13 protein-coding genes are annotated in these 16,387 nt (G+C 65.5%); 5 read left to right on the forward strand and 8 right to left on the reverse strand.

What is annotated here, in order from left to right:
• Positions 1–280: 280 nt before the first annotated feature.
• Both JJC00_RS23485 and JJC00_RS23490 read right to left on the reverse strand, forming a co-directional pair.
• Positions 281–982 (reverse strand): RlmE family RNA methyltransferase, encoded by a 702-nt coding sequence (locus tag JJC00_RS23485; protein WP_200468290.1) that lies wholly within the window; start codon positions 980–982, stop codon positions 281–283.
• Position 983: 1 nt separating this feature from the next.
• On the reverse strand, positions 984–2,057 hold the full coding sequence (locus JJC00_RS23490) for a Ppx/GppA phosphatase family protein (RefSeq protein WP_200468291.1): 1,074 nt from the start codon (positions 2,055–2,057) through the stop codon (positions 984–986).
• 209 nt (positions 2,058–2,266) lie between these two features.
• Here JJC00_RS23490 and JJC00_RS23495 point away from each other — a divergent pair, with 209 nt between their 5' ends.
• The gene (locus JJC00_RS23495; RefSeq protein ID WP_200468292.1) at positions 2,267–4,636 is read left to right on the forward strand and encodes a xanthine dehydrogenase family protein molybdopterin-binding subunit; all 2,370 of its coding nucleotides are present in this window, start codon (positions 2,267–2,269) and stop codon (positions 4,634–4,636) included.
• A gap of 151 nt (positions 4,637–4,787) precedes the next feature.
• On the opposite strand, the gene JJC00_RS23500 is transcribed toward JJC00_RS23495, so the two are convergent.
• Positions 4,788–5,588 carry a hypothetical protein gene (locus JJC00_RS23500; protein WP_200468293.1) on the reverse strand — a complete coding sequence of 267 codons (801 nt, stop codon included), beginning with the start codon at positions 5,586–5,588 and terminating at the stop codon, positions 4,788–4,790.
• Positions 5,589–5,694: 106 nt separating this feature from the next.
• Between JJC00_RS23500 and JJC00_RS23505 the strand changes: the two genes are divergently transcribed.
• The 4 genes from JJC00_RS23505 (at position 5,695) to JJC00_RS23520 (ending at position 10,412) form a co-directional block, all read left to right on the forward strand.
• Positions 5,695–6,198, forward strand: coding sequence for a YaiI/YqxD family protein (locus tag JJC00_RS23505; protein WP_200468294.1), 504 nt, complete (start codon positions 5,695–5,697; stop codon positions 6,196–6,198).
• 2 nt (positions 6,199–6,200) lie between these two features.
• Positions 6,201–8,012, forward strand: coding sequence for an ABC-F family ATP-binding cassette domain-containing protein (locus JJC00_RS23510; RefSeq protein WP_200468295.1), 1,812 nt, complete (start codon positions 6,201–6,203; stop codon positions 8,010–8,012).
• A gap of 2 nt (positions 8,013–8,014) precedes the next feature.
• Complete coding sequence (locus JJC00_RS23515; RefSeq protein ID WP_200468296.1) at positions 8,015–9,094, forward strand: D-TA family PLP-dependent enzyme; 1,080 nt, start codon at positions 8,015–8,017, stop codon at positions 9,092–9,094.
• A 151-nt stretch (positions 9,095–9,245) separates the two neighbouring features.
• On the forward strand, positions 9,246–10,412 hold the full coding sequence (locus JJC00_RS23520; RefSeq protein WP_200467696.1) for an IS110 family transposase: 1,167 nt from the start codon (positions 9,246–9,248) through the stop codon (positions 10,410–10,412).
• A 509-nt stretch (positions 10,413–10,921) separates the two neighbouring features.
• On the opposite strand, the gene JJC00_RS23525 is transcribed toward JJC00_RS23520, so the two are convergent.
• The 5 genes from JJC00_RS23525 to mmsB all read right to left on the reverse strand — a co-directional run bounded on the left by JJC00_RS23525 (position 10,922) and on the right by mmsB (position 16,387).
• A complete protein-coding gene (locus JJC00_RS23525) occupies positions 10,922–12,097 on the reverse strand; it encodes a TIGR03862 family flavoprotein (protein WP_246773891.1) in 1,176 nt (391 codons plus the stop codon).
• Between the two features lie 38 nt (positions 12,098–12,135).
• Positions 12,136–13,053 carry an SDR family NAD(P)-dependent oxidoreductase gene (locus JJC00_RS23530; RefSeq protein ID WP_200468297.1) on the reverse strand — a complete coding sequence of 306 codons (918 nt, stop codon included), beginning with the start codon at positions 13,051–13,053 and terminating at the stop codon, positions 12,136–12,138.
• A 242-nt stretch (positions 13,054–13,295) separates the two neighbouring features.
• A complete protein-coding gene (locus JJC00_RS23535; protein WP_200468298.1) occupies positions 13,296–13,775 on the reverse strand; it encodes a MaoC family dehydratase in 480 nt (159 codons plus the stop codon).
• Between the two features lie 6 nt (positions 13,776–13,781).
• Entirely contained in the window at positions 13,782–15,497 is a 1,716-nt protein-coding gene (locus JJC00_RS23540; RefSeq protein ID WP_200468299.1) for an AMP-binding protein, read from the reverse strand.
• Positions 15,497–16,387 (reverse strand): 3-hydroxyisobutyrate dehydrogenase, encoded by an 891-nt coding sequence (gene mmsB / locus JJC00_RS23545; protein WP_200468300.1) that lies wholly within the window; start codon positions 16,385–16,387, stop codon positions 15,497–15,499. Before mmsB ends, JJC00_RS23540 begins: the two co-directional genes overlap by 1 nt.

Genomic DNA, 16,387 nt, shown 5'->3' on the forward strand with positions numbered 1-16,387 from the left:
GATTCCCGCCGAGATTGCGGCGAACGGCATCTTCATCCTCGATCGCTACAGGATTATGATAATATAACATTAATTGTGATATCACGCCGCATCCTAGATGCGAAAAGCCGCGTCGCGCGCGCAGCACGGCGCGACGCGGCCAACCATGGTCGTCGACCGCGCGTGATCACGAACCGGGAAGATGCGGGTTGATGACCCCGCTATCATGAATCGCGTAACCGGTCCCAATAGTCGAACAGGCAGGTTTGCGTTCCACCGGGCGTTGTCGCGCTCTCGATCGCTACTCGCCGTCCGCCGCCCCGCGAAATCCCGTCGCGAGCACATAGCGTTCCGACGAATCCTGCCGGCTTGCGGCCGGCTTGACGTGACGCACCGTCGCAAAATCGCGCTTGAGCTGGGCGAGCAGATCGGCGTCGGCCCCGCTCTGGAACGTCTTGGCCAGAAACGTGCCGCCGGGCTTGAGCACGTCGCAGGCAAAGGCGGCTGCCGTCTCGACCAGGCCGACGATGCGGAGCTGGTCGGTCTTGCGGTGGCCGGTGGTATTGGCGGCCATGTCGGACATCACGACGTCAGCGCCGCCGCCCAGCATCGCAGTGAGCTTGTCGGGCGCGTCGTTGTCCATGAAATCGAGCTGTGCGAAATCGACGCCCGGGATCTCCGGCATCTCCAGCAAGTCGATCGCGACGACCTTGCCCTTGCCGTCGACCGAACCGACACGCTTGGCGGCGATCTGGCTCCAGCCGCCGGGCGCGGCGCCAAGATCAAACACGGTCATGCCGGGTTTCAGCAGCCGAAACTTGTCGTCGATCTCGAGCAGCTTGAAGGCTGCGCGCGAGCGATAGCCCGCCGCCTTGGCCTTGGCGACATAGGGATCGTTGAGCTGCCGCTCCAGCCAGAGCTTGGACGACAGTTTGCGCTTGCCGCCGGTCTTGACCTTGGTCTTGACCTGGACGTGCAAGCGGCCGGTGGTGTCCTTGGCCATCTCACCAGCTCCTGAGCGCGCCGTCCTCGCGCATCATCTCGACCAGCATGCCCTCGCGCAGGCCACGGTCGGCGACGCGCAGGCGCGGCAGCGGGAAAGCGCGGCGGATGGCGTCGAGGATAGCGCAGCCGGCGAGCACGAGATCGGCGCGCTCGACGCTGATGCAATTGTTGCCGGCGCGCTCCTCGTAAGTCATGCCGAGCAGCTTGTCGATCGTCGCTGTCAGATCGGCATCGTTCATCCAGATGCTGTCGATGCGGCGGCGGTCGTAACGCAAGAGATTGAGATGGATGCCGGCAAGCGTCGTTACGGTACCCGACGTGCCGAGCAGATGCATGTCGGTGAGATCGCGACCATGCTGTTCCGCGAACGGCGCAACATGGTTGGCGACCTCCTGCTCCATCGCGGCATAGATCTCCGGCGTCACATCGCGGCCGCCGAACTGTTCGGCCAGCGTCACGACGCCAAGCGGGATCGACATCCAGGCTTTGATGCGCGGCTCCGGATTGGCGGAATCGCGCTCGATCCGCACCAGCTCGGTCGAGCCGCCGCCGATATCGAACAGGATGGCGCCGCGCCCCTTTGGATCAACCAGCGGCGAGCAGCCGAGCATGGCGAGCGAGGCTTCCGTCTCGCGGTCGATCACCTCGAGCTCGATGCCGGTCTCGGCCGCGACGCGGCTGCGAAAGCCCTCCGCATTCGAGGCCGCGCGGCAGGCTTCGGTCGCGATCAGCCGCAGCCGCTTGGCTTTGCGCAGGTTGATCTTGTCCCGGCAGATGCTGAGCGCGGCGATGGCGCGCTCGATCGCGGCCTCACTGATCGAGCCGGTCGCCGAAACGCCCTCGCCGAGCCGGATGATGCGCGAGAAGGAATCGACCACGCGAAAGCCATCGCTGGTCGGACAGGCGATCAGGAGCCTGCAATTGTTGGTGCCGAGGTCCAGCGCCGCATAGACGCCGGTTCCCGGCGCTTGCGCGGCGACGGCCGGTTCGGGGGCCAATGCCACCGCCGCCATCGACCCCTCGAGCTCACCGTGCGGCCCATGGCCGTCGCGGAGCCGCGTGTGGTCATTCATACAAACTGTCTTTCCGCAGCCCATAGGGCCGAGCTGGAATTGCTTTTTCGCCTGAAACATTAGCAGCGCGACAGGCCTGCGCAACAACGCATCACATGGGACCATGCCCATTCGTGCGTTGTCGTGAACGGGTCGGTGGGTTATCTGAAGGGGCCCCGTCCCGCAAGCGCCCACAAAACGCGCAATTGCCGGCTTTTCAGGTCTTTTCCATGCAAGAACACACCAAATCCTCGACGCTCGAAAACGCTATTGCACTGCAAAAATACGGCGTCGGGCAGCCGGTCCGCCGCAAGGAGGACGACACGCTGGTGCGCGGCAAGGGTCGCTACACCGACGATTTCAATCTGCCCGGCCAAGCCTATGCCGTCGTCGTCCGCTCGACCCACGCCCACGGCGTGATCCGCGGCATCGGCACCGACGCCGCCAGGGCGATGCCGGGCGTGCTGGGCGTGTGGACCGGCAAGGACCTCGACGCGGCCGGCTATGGCCCCTTCACCTGCGGCCTGCCGCTGAAGAGCCGTGACGGCTCGCCCCTGCTCCAGACCAACCGCCAGCCGCTGGCGACCGACAAGGTCCGCTTCGTCGGCGATCCCGTCGCCTTCGTGGTCGCCGCCACGCTCGCCCAGGCGCGCGACGCGGCCGAGGCCGTCGAGCTCGAGATCGAGCCACTGCCGGCGGTAACCGATCCCGAGGAAGCCACCAAGCCCGGCGCGCCCCAGCTCTACGACCACATCCCGAACAACGTCGCGCTCGACTACCATTATGGCGACATGGAGAAGGTGAACGCCGCTTTCGCCAGCGCCGCCCATGTCACCAGGGTCGACATCGAGAACACCCGCGTCGCCGTGGTCTCGATGGAGCCGCGGGTGGGACTTGCCTCCTACGACAAGGCCACCGAGCGCTACACCATCCAGATGCCGACGCAGGGCGTCGCGGGCAACCGCGCCAACCTCGCCAAGAACCTGAAGGTGCCGAACGAGAAGGTGCGCATCCTTACCGCCAATGTCGGCGGCTCCTTCGGCATGAAGAACGTCAACTATCCCGAATACATGTGCATCCTGTACGCGGCGAAGGCGCTGGGACGTCCGGTGAAGTGGCTCGACGAGCGCTCCACCAGCTTCCTCTCCGACAGCCACGGCCGTGCGCAAAAGATCCATGCCGAGCTCGCGCTCGATGCCGAGGGGCACTTCCTCGCGGCAAAGCTCGAAGGCTACGGCAATCTCGGCGCCTACATCACCGGCGTCGCACCGAGCCCGCTCTCGCTCAACACGGCCAAGAACTTCGCCAGCGTCTACCGCACGCCGCTGATGGCGGTCGACATCAAGACGGTCTTGACCAACACCACGCTGATGGGCGCCTATCGCGGCGCCGGCCGGCCTGAAGCCAACTACTACATGGAACGGCTGATCGACCGTGCCGCCGACGAGATGGGCATCAACCGGCTGACGATGCGCAAGCGCAACTTCATCAAGCCGCACCAGATGCCCTTCCCGGCCTCCTCCGGCGTCACCTATGACAGCGGCGACTTCCAGGCGGTATTCACCAAGGCGCTCGAAATCTCCGATCACGAGAATTTCGCCAAGCGCAAGAAGGAGAGCAAGAAGGCCGGCAAGCTGCGCGGCATCGCCGTGGGCTCCTATCTCGAGGTCACTGCGCCGCCGAGCCCCGAGCTCGGCAAGATCGTGTTCGATCCTGACGGCAGCGTGCAGCTGATCACCGGCACGCTCGATTACGGTCAGGGCCACGCCACGCCCTTCGCGCAGGTGCTGTGCGCGCAGCTCGGCATCCCCTTCGAGAGCGTGAAGCTGGTGCAGGGCGACAGCGACATCGTCCATGCCGGCAACGGCACCGGCGGCTCGCGCTCGATCACCGCGACCGGGCAAGCCATCGTGGAGTCCTCGCGCCTCGTGATCGAAAAGGGCAAGCGCGCCGCCGCGCACATGTTGGAGGCTTCGGAAGCCGATATCGAGTTTGCCGACGGCGCCTTCACCATCGCCGGTACCGACCGCAGCATCGACATCATGGAGCTCGCCAAGAAGCTGCATGACGGCAAGGTGCCCGATGGCGTTCCCAACAGTCTCGACGTCGACCACACCAGCGAGCCGGTGCCGTCGGCCTTCCCGAACGGCTGCCATGTCGCCGAAGTCGAAGTCGATCCCGACACTGGCGTGGTGCAGATCGTGCGCTACAGCGCGGTCAACGATTTCGGCACGGTGATCAACCCGATGCTGGTCGCGGGCCAGCTCCACGGCGGCGTCGTCCAGGGCATTGGCCAGGCGCTGATGGAGCAGGTTCGCTACGACGAAAGCGGCCAGCCGATCACGGGCTCGCTGATGGACTATGCGCTGCCCCGCGCCGAGGACGCGCCGTTCATGGAGGTCGGCGATCACCCGGTGCCCGCCACGAGCAATCCGCTGGGCACCAAGGGCTGCGGCGAAGCCGGCTGCGCCGGCAGCCTGTCGACGGTGGTGAATGCGGTGCTCGACGCACTGTCGGACTACGGCATCAAGCACATCGACATGCCGCTGACCCCGGAGCGGGTGTGGCGCGCGATCCAGGACGCGAAGGGCAAGGCGTAAGGGACGCGCCGCCGCCGAACTCCGCTGTCATCGCCCGGCTTGACCGGGCGATCCAGTAATCCGAGGCAGTCGTGATTCACGGATGGGCCGCGGCGTACTGGATGCCCGCCTTCGCGGGCACCGTCTCTTTGGTGACGGGCTTGCCTCTTCCCTACGCCGCCGCCTGCTCGCGCGGCTGGTAGATCGCGGTGTGCTGGCAATGCGCCAGCGGCGTCATGCTGTTGGCGACGACCAGCGCGTCGAGCTCGACGAAGCGGTGGCCCTTCTTCTCGTAATTCGCGGTGACCTTGGCCCGCGCGACGATCTCGTCGCCGGTGCGCGTGGGCGACAGCAGCTGCATGCGGCTGCCGACATGAATCCATGGGCCGAGAATGGTGTTGTCGACCAGCACGCGGTTCATCACGCGCTGAATCAGACCGGGATGGCCGAGGCCCTCGCGCGCAAAAATCGGATCGGTTTCCCTGACATCGGCGAGATAGTCGCTCGCCGCCTGCCCGGCCCAGCGGCGCGGCGTCGTGCCGAGCCATTTGCCGACCTCGAAGATTTCAGGGCTGACTGGCTTGCGCTCGGCCACCGCGGGCACCTCGACATAGTCACCCAATGACACCGCCGGCGCTGCCGCCGGCAGCGAGGCCGTTCCGGTGGCGCAAAGCTCGGTCCGGCTGAACACCTCGATCGTCAGCAAGCCGTTGTGCTCGGTCGCATCGACATCGGCGGTCTCGCCGTCATAGACCGGCTTGATGAAGCGCGCCTCGACCAGCCCGCGCGCGAGGAAATCGCGGCCCCAGCGCGCCACCGGCACGTGCATCATGTAGGCGAAGACATCGACGCCCGGGACCAGGCCACTGGAAAAGCCGAAGCGCCGCGCCACCGTGTCGTCGTGCATCTTGTTTTCGGACTGTTTGGCGGTGTTGTAGGCCGCGACGCGGTAGGTCTCGAGCCGGTTCGGCATGGCTGGCCTTCCCTGAATTTTTGTTGTTTCAGAGCTGATCGTAGGCCCCGGGGAACACCGGTCAATCCCCTCGCCTTCGGGGCCCGAATGGGGTACCACGCGGCGAATGACTGACACTCCCACCCGCATCTATGTCGACGCCGACGCCTGTCCGGTGAAGGATGAAATCTACCGTGTCGCGCTCCGTCACGGCGTGCCCGTCAGCGTGGTTGCCGGCAACTTTATTCGCGTGCCGCAGGATCCCCTCATCGAGCGCATCGCCGCCGGTGCGGGCATGGACGCGGCTGACGACTGGATCGCGGAGCGGGCCAGGCCCGGCGACGTCGTCATCACCTCCGACATTCCGCTGGCAAGCCGCTGCGTGAAAGCGGGCGCCGACGTGATCGCGCCCAACGGCAAGCCGTTCACGGAGGAGTCAATCGGCATGACGCTGGCGGTGCGCAACCTGATGACCGATCTGCGCTCGGCCGGCGAAGTCACCGGCGGCCCGCGCTCGTTCGCACCGCGCGACCGTTCCACCTTCCTCTCGGCGCTCGACCAGACGCTGCGCCGGATCCAGCGCCGCCGCGCCGATCACGCCGCGACGAGCCAGAATTCGAGTCAAGGCTGACCATGGCGCCGCCGCTAATCCAACTCAAAGATATCAAACTGACGTTCGGCGGCACGCCGCTGCTGTCAGGCGTCGAACTCAATGTCGCGCCCTCCGAGCGGGTCTGCCTGATCGGCCGTAACGGCTCCGGCAAGTCGACGCTGCTGAAGATCGCGGCCGGCCTCGTCGAGGCCGACGGCGGCACGCGCTTCGTGCAGCCGGGCGCGACGGTTCGCTATCTGCCGCAGGAGCCGGATTTCGGCGACCACAAGACCACGCTGGCCTATGTCGAGGCTGGGCTTGCACCCGGCGACGATCCGTACCAGGCGCGCTATTTGGTTGAGCAGCTTGGGCTCACCGGCAATGAGAATCCGGCCAACGTCTCCGGCGGCGAGGCCCGCCGTGCGGCGCTGGCGCGGGTGCTGGCGCCCTCGCCCGACATTCTGCTGCTGGACGAGCCGACCAACCATCTCGATCTCTCCACGATCGAATGGCTGGAAAAGGAGCTCGACAGCCGCCGCAGCGCACTGGTGATCATTAGCCACGACCGCCGCTTCCTCACCAACCTCTCGCGCTCCACCGCCTGGCTCGATCGCGGCAAGATCAAGCAGATCGACCGCGGCTTCGCCTCGTTCGAGGCCTGGCGCGACGAGGTGCTGGCGGAAGAAGAGCGCGACCAGCACAAGCTCGACCGCAAGATCGTCGACGAGGAGCACTGGCTGCGCCACGGCGTCTCCGGCCGGCGCAAGCGCAACGTCAAGCGGCTTGGCAATCTGCATGCGCTGCGCGACCAGCGGCGCAACTATCGCGGCACGGCGGGCACCGCCAGTCTCGCCGCCGCGGAGGCCGAGCAGTCCGGCAAGCTCGTGATCGAGGCAAAAGGCATCACCAAGGCCTTTGGCGACCGCGTGATCGTCGACAATTTCTCGACCCGCATCCAGCGCGGCGATCGGCTCGGCATCATCGGCCCCAACGGCGCCGGCAAGACCACGCTGGTCAATCTGCTGACCGGCGGGGCAGAGCCGGACTCAGGCACGGTGCGGTTAGGGGCCAATCTGGAGACGGCCACGCTCGACCAGCACCGCGAAAGCCTCGATCCCAAGTCGACGCTGGCCGAGGCGCTGACCGGCGGCCGCGGCGACCAGATCATGGTCGGCGGCAAGCCGAAGCACGTGGTCGGTTACATGAAGGACTTCCTGTTCGCCCAGGAGCAGCGCGGCACGCCCGTGGAGGTGCTCTCGGGCGGCGAGCGCGGTCGGCTGATGCTGGCGCGCGCGCTGGCGAAGCCGTCGAACCTGCTGGTGCTGGACGAGCCGACCAACGATCTCGATCTCGAAACGCTCGACGTGCTCGAAGACATGCTCGGCGACTACGAGGGCACTGTCATCCTGATCAGCCATGACCGCGACTTCCTCGATCGCATCGTCACGTCCGTGATCGCGCCGGAAGGCAACGGCAAGTGGATCGAATATGCCGGTGGCTACAGCGACATGCTGGCGCAGCGCGGTGCTGACCTGAAGCGCGACACGGCAAAAGCGCAGGCGCCGGCAGAGAAGAAAGAGGAGCGCGCTGCGGCTCCCGCGTCCGCATCCAGGCGCAAGCTGAGCTTCAACGAGAAGCACGCGCTGGAAACGCTGCCGAAGAGGATGGAGACGTTGCAGGCCGACATTGCCAAGCTGCAGCGCGTGCTCGACGATCACAGTCTGTACGCCAGGGATCGCAAAACATTCGACGATACCTCCACCGCCATCGCCAAGGCGCATGAAGAACTCTCCGCCGCCGAAGAGCGCTGGCTCGAACTTGAAATGCTTCGCGAAGAAATAGAGCAGGCTTAAAAATGACCACTCCCCTCGCTGCAAAAATCGCCCGCGAATACGGCACGCCTTGCGCCGTCATCGACATGGACAAGGTCGAGCGCAACATCGCGCGGATCCAGAAGGCCTGCGATGACGCTGGCGTTGCCAATCGGCCGCATATCAAGACGCACAAGAATCCGACGATCGCGAAAATGCAGGTCGCGGCCGGCGCGAAAGGCATCACGTGCCAGAAGATCGGCGAGGCCGAGATCATGGCCAACGCCGGCATCGACGACATCCTGATCAGCTACAATCTGCTGGGTGAAGAAAAGATGGCGCGTCTCGGCGCGCTGAACGCCAAGACCAACATGACGGTCGCCGCCGACAATTCGACCGTCGTTGCCGGTCTCCCCAAGGCGGCCGCGGCCTCGGGTCGCCCGCTCTCGGTCGTGGTCGAATGCGACACGGGCCGCAAGCGCGCAGGCGTCGAGACGCCGGCAGAAGCGATTGCGCTCGCACGCGAGATCGCAGCGTCCAAGGGCCTGGAGTTTGCCGGCTTCATGCTCTACCCGACCGAGACCGGCTGGGGCGATGCACAGAAGTTTTTCGACGAGGCATTGGCCGGCGTGCGCGCGCACGGGCTCGATGCCAAGATCGTCTCGACCGGCGGCACGCCGAACCTCGTCAATCTCGGCAAGCTCAAAGGCGGCACCGAGCACCGTTTCGGTACCTACATCTACAACGACCGCATGCAGGTCGCGGCGGGCTCCGCCACCTGGGACGATTGCGCTCTGCACATCTATTCGACGGTGGTGAGCCGCGCCGCACCCGAGCGCGGCATTCTGGACGCCGGCTCGAAGACGCTGACGACCGACACCGGCGGGCTCGATGGCCACGGCCTGATCCTGGAGCATCCCGAAGCGAAGATCGCCAAGTTCGCCGAGGAGCACGGCTTCCTCGACCTCTCCCGCAGCAACACGCGCCCGAATGTCGGCGACGTCGTGCGCATCGTGCCGAACCATGTCTGCGTCGTCGTCAACATGATGGACGAGGTCGTGATGGTCCGCGGCGAGGAGATCATCGGCACGCTGCCGGTCGCCGCGCGCGGGAAGCTGCGCTAGCGAGCTGCTTCCACAATCGTCATTGCGAGGAGCCAGCGACAAAATTGCGAAGCAATTTTGCGCTGGGCGACGAAGATTCCATGGGGAGTGGATAGCGACCAGATCTGAGGCCAGACTGAGGTTGCTAAATCCATTCAACCTGGAGACGACGATGTTGCTCGATCATCCTTCCGACGGACCGGCCGCTATCCGCACGCAGTTTGGCGCAATTTTTGTGTCATTGGAACTGAGCCGCTCGACATGGCTGGTGACCTCGCTGTCGCCCGGCAAGGGCGAGAAGATGTCCAGACACAGCGTGGAGGCCGGTGATATTGCGGCGCTCTTGAAGCTGTTTGCAGAGCTGAAGCAGAAGGCCCTGGCCCGAACGGGGGAGAACTATCCGATCATCACCATCCAGGAGGCTGGACTGGATGGGTTCTGGCTTCACCGCGCTTTGCAGCAGGAGGGCATTGAAAGCCACGTGGTCGATCCGGCCTCGATCGCGACGCCGCGCCGGCGCCGGCGGGCCAAGACGGACAGGCTCGATGGCGAGACGCTGCTGCGGTCGCTTCTGGCCTACAAGCGCGGCGAGCCGCGGGTCTGCGCGATGGTGGTTGCTCCTTCACCGGAGGACGAGGATCGCCGCCGACTTTGCCGCGAGCGGCGGACATTGATCGCGGAGCGGATCGAGCACGTCAACCGGATCAAGGGGCTGCTGTTTGCACAAGGGATATCCGGCTATGTGCCGCTGCGGCGCGACCGCAAGGCACGGCTCGAGGCCTTGCGCACCGGGGACGGGCGCCCGTTGCCGCAGCATTTGAAGGCGCAGGTCGGCCGCGAGCTCGCCCGGCTCGAACTGCTGCTCGAGCAGATCGCGGCGGTGGAGCGCGAGCAAGAGGCGCTACTGACGGCGAGCAAGCCAACCGGCGAGAAGGCTGCATCGGACCCGGTCACCATGCTGCTCGGCCTGAAGAGCCTGGGCCCGAACTTCGCTGCCGTTCTCTGGACGGAAGCCTTCTGGCGCCAGTTTGCCAACCGCCGCCAGGTCGCCTCCTATGCGGGGCTTGCGGCCACGCCATGGCGCAGCGGCGGTATCGAGCGCGAGCAGGGCGTGTCGAAGGCCGGCAATCCGCGGCTGAGAACCACGATGATCCAGCTCGCCTGGTTGTGGATACGCCACCAGCCCCAATCGGCTCTGACCCAATGGTTCAAGGCCAACAGCCAGCGCGGCCGCAAGCGCGCGATCGTGGCGTTGGCGCGCAAGCTGCTGGTTGCCTTGTGGAAGTATGTCACCCAGGGCGTCGTGATCGAGGGGGCCGTGATGAAGCCTGCCGCCTGAGCCCTCTTCACCACCTCAAAACCAATCTGCCGAGGTCCGATCGAACCTCGGCCGATCCGGGTGGACGAACCGATGGATTGCATGGCTTCAAACGCCGCAACGAAGAATGGCCTCGTCCTCTCGAGCCTGCCCGCCGCAAGCGGAATGTTGGTGCTGTCGCTATCACGCGACGACCGAATGTGAGTTTGATCTGGCAAGCAAAACCAGATTGTCAAAACTGGCTCGAACCTGAGATCGCCTGACGACAAGGAGTTATCCGCCCGACCACCAAAGCCTGATGGCGTGCTCGCTCAAGTCAAGGTCAAGCCGCTTCGCGGCGGCCCTACGGGCCGACCTTGACTCGATCTGCGCGCGCCATCCGAAAGGCCCCACGGTCGGGACGAAGAGCTGGCTGCAATCGAACAAAAAGCTGAACTACCACCTTGACACACCAAATCCCCATGTGAGCAATCCAGACTGTCACCGCGGAAAGATTCTGGATTGCTTCGCTACGCTCGCAATGACGGTGATTAGCGCCTGAGCCAACGCAACACACCCCTGCCCGCCGCAGCCCCCGTCGCAAACGACGCCTGGAGCAGATACCCGCCGGTCGGGGCCTCCCAATCCAGCATCTCGCCGGCGGCGAATACGCCGGGCAATTTGCGCAGCATGAAATGGTCGTCGAGCTCATCGAAGGCAATCCCGCCCGCGGTCGAGATGGCGCGATCGATCGGGGCTACGCCGGTGAGTTGAACCGGGATTGCGTTCACCAGATGCGCAAGCTCCGCTGGCGCGAGCGAGGCCAACGGCCGGCCGGATGCGATGGCCGTCTCCTGCATCAGGCCGATGCCGACCGGCGACAATTGCGCTGCCTTGCGCAGAAAATTCGCCAGCGATTGCTTGCCGCGTGTGCCCGACAGGCGCGAGGTCAGCGCGGCAGCGTCGAGATCGGGCCGCAAGGCGATCGTAAGCCGCGCCTGCCCGATCCCCAGCACCGCCTCGCGCAGCTCCGCCGACAGCGCGTAGATCGCGCCGCCTTCGATGCCGCCGCGGGTGATCATGGCTTCGCCGCGCACCGTGTGCGCGCCGACCGTCAGCGCCACACCCTTGAGCGGCTGGCCTTCGAAACGATCGCGAAACACGTCGGACCATGCGACCGCGAAACCGGAATTGGCCGGCCGGAGCTTGGAGACGGTGACGCCCTCCGCGGCGAGGCAATCGACCCACGCGCCATCCGAGCCGAGCCGCGGCCAGCTCGCGCCGCCGAGCGCGAGCACCGTTGCGCTCGGGGCGATGGCAAGCGCACCATCGGGCGTTTGAAATTGGAGCCGGCCCTCCGCGTCCCAGCCGGTCCAGCGATGCCGAAACGCAAATTGCACGCCGGCTGCATCGAGCCGCCGCAGCCAGGCGCGCAGCAAGGGCGATGCCTTGAACGTTTTGGGAAACACCCGCCCGCTGCTGCCGACGAAGGTCAGCTGCCCAAGCGCCGCGCTCCAGTCGCGCAGCGCATCGGGCGGAAACGCCTCGACCGCGGCGCGTAGATGCGGCATCGCCTCCCGGTAGCGGGCGAGGAAATCCGGGAGCGGCTCGCTGTGCGTGAGATTGAGCCCGCCACGGCCGGCCATCAGGAATTTGCGGCCGGCCGACGGCATGGCGTCATAGACGGTGACGCTGCCGCCGCCCTGCGCCAGGACCTCCGCCGCCATCAGCCCGGCGGGACCGGCACCGATGAAGGCGACCTCACTCAGAGCTTGATCCCCGCCCGTGCCGCGGCCTGCGATACGTATTTTTGCGTCTGCTCGAACGCGCCCGCGAGCGCTTTGGCCTTCGACATGTCGCTGATCTCCGCGAAATGCGCGGCGACGGCGTCCGGGGTCCAGTCGGACTCCGGCAGGTTGATGCCCTCGCTCTCGAGAATCTTGATCACGGCGAAGGAGCCGGCGCCGGCGCCCATGATGGTGCGGGTCGGCGCGTCCTCGCTCAGCATGTACTCGACGGCAGGCGTGATCGCGTTCGGCTTCATCAGCTGCAGCGCCTGCGGCGGCAGCAGCTCTTCGGTCATGCGGGTCGCGGCCGTCGGCGAGATGATGTTGACGCGGATGTTGGTCTTGCGGCCCTCTTCCGCGAGCACGTTCATCAGGCCGACCATGCCGGACTTCGCCGCGCCGTAATTGGCCTGGCCGAAATTGCCGTAGAGGCCGGAGGACGACGTCGTCAGCACGATACGGCCGTAATTGCGGTCGCGCATGCCGGCCCAGACCGCCTTGCAGCAATAGAAAGTGCCGACGAGATGCACATCGAGCACCTTCTGGAAGTCGGCGGCTTCCATCTTGCCGAACGATTTGTCGCGCAGGATGCCGGCATTGGCGCACATCAGATCGACGCTGCCCCACTCCCTGGTGGCGCGCTCGACCATGGCGGTCACTTGCTCGAAATTGGAGACGTCGGCGCCGTCGGCCATCGCGGTGCCGCCGGCTTTGCGGATCTCCTCGACCACGGCTTCCGCCGGCGAGAGCGAACCGCCGCTGCCATCACGCGCGCCGCCGAAATCGTTGACCACGACTTTCGCGCCGCGGCTCGCGAGGCCCAGCGCATGCGCCTTTCCGAGACCATTGCCCGCGCCGGTGACGATGGCGACGCGTCCGTCGAACCTGATTGCCATTATCCATTCCCTATTTTTCTTCCCTTCTCCCCTTGTGGGAGAAGGTGGCGCGAAGCGCCGGATGAGGGGTATCTCGCAACAGCAGAGCTCGCGGAGAAATAGCCCTCACCCGGCTTCGCTTTCCGCGAAGCCACCCTCTCCCACAAGGGGCCCACAAGGGGAGAGGGTGAGAGCGCGAAAATTCGACAGCTTTTGAGCAGCGATGGATGGCCGGGTCAAGTCCGGCCACGACGGCCCGCGCTTTACGCGAAATAGATCAGGCCGAGCCATTCCGCAACCAGCGCGGGCTTGTCCTCGCCTTCGATCTCCACCGTCACATTGGTGCGGGATTGCAATTCGCCGGCCTTGCGCAGCTTGGCTTCGGCCAGCACGAAACGGCCGCGGACGCGCTTGCCCGAGCGCACCGGCGAGATGAAGCGCAGCTTGTCGAAGCCGTAATTCACGCCCATCGTGGTGCCCGCAATCGCGGGCATCACCTCATAGGACATCACCGACATCATCGACATCGTCAGAAAACCGTGCGCGATGGTGGTGCCGAACGCCGTCTCCGTCTTCGCCCGCTCGGGATCGACATGGATGAACTGGTGATCCTCGGTCACGTCGGCATAGGTGTCGATGCGGGGCTGATCGATCATGTGCCAGGACGATACGCCGATCTCCTTGCCGACCATGGCCTGATAGGCCTCCAGCGTGATCGGCGGCTTCTTCCAGATTTCGTTCATTTCGCTTCAGGTCTCACTTCTTGTTTTCGGCAGCTCCGGAAAATCCTCCTCGCGGAATTCCCGGCCGCGCAGCGGATCGTTGCGGTCATCGTCACGTTCGAGCCGTCGTAGCTGCACGCGGCGGATTTTGCCAGAGATCGTCTTCGGGAGCTCGGTGACGATTTCGAGCCGGCGGATGCGCTTGAATGGCGCAAGCCGGGTGTGCAGGTGCCTGAAGATGGAGAGCGCGGTCTCCGGCGTTCGCTCCGCGCCCGAAGTCAGCAGCACGAAGGCCTTGGGGATCGCGAGCCGGATCGGGTCCGGGCTCGGCACCACGGCAGCTTCGGCAACAAGCTCATGCTCGAGCAGCACGCTCTCCAGCTCGAACGGGCTGATGCGATAGTCCGAGGATTTGAACACGTCGTCGGAGCGGCCGACGAAGGTGAGATAACCGTCCTCGTCAGCGAACACCACGTCGCCACTACGGTAGAGCTCGCCCTCCGCGCCGGAGAGCTTTCCGTCATCGCCCTGATAGCCCTGCATCAGGCCGGCGGGCCGATCGGCGCCGAGCAGCAAGGCCACCTCGCCCTCCCTGGCCGGATGGCCGTCGGCGTCGCTGACCTGCACGCGATAACCCGGCAGCGGCCGGCCCATCGAGCCGACCTTGATCTTTTGCCCCGGCGAGTTACCGGCGAGCGCGGTCGTCTCGGTCTGGCCGTAGCCGTCGCGGATGGTGAGGCCCCAGGCGGCCTGCACCTGGTCGATCACCTCCGGATTGAGGGGCTCGCCGGCGCCGCAGACTTCGCGCAAGCTCACCTTGAACGACGCCAGGTTCTCCTGAATGAACAGCCGCCACACCGTCGGCGGTGCGCACAGCGTGGTCACGCCACAGCGGCCGATGGTGGCAAGCAGGCCTTTGGCATCGAAGCGCGGCTGGTTGACCACGAAAACCGTGGCGCCCGCATTCCACGGCGCGAAGAAGCAGCTCCAGGCGTGCTTGGCCCAGCCGGGCGACGAGATGTTGAGATGAACGTCGCCGGGCTTCAGCCCGATCCAATACATGGTGGAGAGATGGCCGACCGGATAGCTGCGCTGGCTGTGCCGTACCAGCTTCGGTTTTGCAGTCGTGCCCGAGGTGAAATAGAGCAGCATCGGATCGTCGGCGTTGGTCGGGCCGTCCGGCGTAAAGGTTTCAGAGGCCTTCGCCGCCTCGTCATAGGAAAGCCAACCGTCGGAGGCCGCACCGACCACGATGCGCACGACGTTCTCGGCACCAAGGCTTGCGAATTTCGAGACCTGGTCTTCGGCAGCCACCACCGCCTTCGCCTTGCCGCGATCGAGCCGGTCGCGCAGCTCCTCGGCCGTCAGCAGCGTGGTCGCCGGGATCACGACGACGCCGAGCTTCATCGCGGCCAGCATGGTCTCCCACAGCGGCACCACATTACCGAGCAGCAGCAAGAGATGATCTCCGCGCTTCAGGCCCTGCGCGCGGAGAAAGTTGGCGACCTGGTTGGAGCGCTTCGAGAGCGCCGCGAATGACAGTTTTGTCTGCTTGTCTTGCGCGGCATCGACAATCCAGAGCGCGGGTCTGTCCCTGGCTTCCGCGTCTTTCGCCAGCTCGTCGAACCAGTCGAGCGCCCAGTTGAAGGGAACTGGATCGGGCCAGCGGAAATCCCTAACCGCTGTCTCGTAATCTGTGCGGTTGTGCAGCAGAAACGCGCGCGCTTCCTGAAATGTCGTCATCAAGCTTTCCCGGCCAGCCCCCTAACGTGCTTGATAATTCCGGAAAAATCCACCCCGCCCTGACCTGCTCTGTCGAAGGCCTGGTAAATCTCCTGCGCGTGCTGGCCGAGCGGCGTCGCGGCGCCAGCGGCCTTGGCGGCGTCCTGCGCCAAGGTCAGGTCCTTCACCATCAGCGCCGAAGCAAAACCCGGCTTGTAGTCGTTGTTGGCCGGCGAGGTCGGCACCGGACCCGGAACCGGACAATAGGTCGTCAGCGACCAGCATTGGCCCGACGAGGTCGAGGCGACGTCGAACAGCGCCTGATGCGAAAGGCCAAGCTTTTCGCCGAGCGCAAACGCCTCGCTGACCGCGATCATGGAAATGCCGAGGATCATGTTGTTGCAGATCTTTGCTGCCTGGCCTGCGCCGGCGCCGCCGCAATGCACGATCTTCTTGCCCATCTTCTCCAGCACGGGCTTTGCCGCCGCGAACGCACTCTCCTCGCCGCCGCACATGAAGGTGAGCGTCGCGCCCTTGGCGCCACCGGTACCGCCGGAGACGGGCGCGTCGACCGAGAGCACACCGTGCTTGGCCGCCAGCGCATGCGCCTGCCGCGCGCTCTCGACGTCGATGGTGGATGAGTCGATGACCAGCGCGCCCTTGGTCATGACGGGAACGACCTCGTTCCAGACGCCGAGCACGTGCTTGCCGGCCGGCAACATGGTGACGACGACATCAGCGCCCTTGACCGCACCCGCGGCACTGTCGGCAATGCTGGCGCCGTCGGCCTTGGCTTGGTTGCGCGAGGCCTCGACGAGATCGAACGCCACCAGCTTGTGGCCGGCCTTGACCAGATTGGCGGCCATCGGGCCGCCCATGTTGCCGAGACCGATGAATGCGATCGTGGCCAT

The organism is Bradyrhizobium diazoefficiens (genome assembly GCF_016616885.1).
In the GTDB taxonomy this organism is placed as follows: domain Bacteria; phylum Pseudomonadota; class Alphaproteobacteria; order Rhizobiales; family Xanthobacteraceae; genus Bradyrhizobium; species Bradyrhizobium diazoefficiens_F.

Coding starts and splice junctions, on each gene's coding strand:
- JJC00_RS23485 (WP_200468290.1), bottom strand. CDS start 982: ATGGCCAAGGACACCACCGGCCGCTTGCACGTCCAGGTCAAGACCAAG.
- JJC00_RS23490 (WP_200468291.1), bottom strand. CDS start 2,057: ATGAATGACCACACGCGGCTCCGCGACGGCCATGGGCCGCACGGTGAG.
- JJC00_RS23495 (WP_200468292.1), top strand. CDS start 2,267: ATGCAAGAACACACCAAATCCTCGACGCTCGAAAACGCTATTGCACTG.
- JJC00_RS23500 (WP_200468293.1), bottom strand. CDS start 5,588: ATGCCGAACCGGCTCGAGACCTACCGCGTCGCGGCCTACAACACCGCC.
- JJC00_RS23505 (WP_200468294.1), top strand. CDS start 5,695: ATGACTGACACTCCCACCCGCATCTATGTCGACGCCGACGCCTGTCCG.
- JJC00_RS23510 (WP_200468295.1), top strand. CDS start 6,201: ATGGCGCCGCCGCTAATCCAACTCAAAGATATCAAACTGACGTTCGGC.
- JJC00_RS23515 (WP_200468296.1), top strand. CDS start 8,015: ATGACCACTCCCCTCGCTGCAAAAATCGCCCGCGAATACGGCACGCCT.
- JJC00_RS23520 (WP_200467696.1), top strand. CDS start 9,246: ATGTTGCTCGATCATCCTTCCGACGGACCGGCCGCTATCCGCACGCAG.
- JJC00_RS23525 (WP_246773891.1), bottom strand. CDS start 12,097: ATGGCGGCGGAGGTCCTGGCGCAGGGCGGCGGCAGCGTCACCGTCTAT.
- JJC00_RS23530 (WP_200468297.1), bottom strand. CDS start 13,053: ATGGCAATCAGGTTCGACGGACGCGTCGCCATCGTCACCGGCGCGGGC.
- JJC00_RS23535 (WP_200468298.1), bottom strand. CDS start 13,775: ATGAACGAAATCTGGAAGAAGCCGCCGATCACGCTGGAGGCCTATCAG.
- JJC00_RS23540 (WP_200468299.1), bottom strand. CDS start 15,497: ATGACGACATTTCAGGAAGCGCGCGCGTTTCTGCTGCACAACCGCACA.
- mmsB (WP_200468300.1), bottom strand. CDS start 16,387: ATGGCCACGATCGCATTCATCGGTCTCGGCAACATGGGCGGCCCGATG.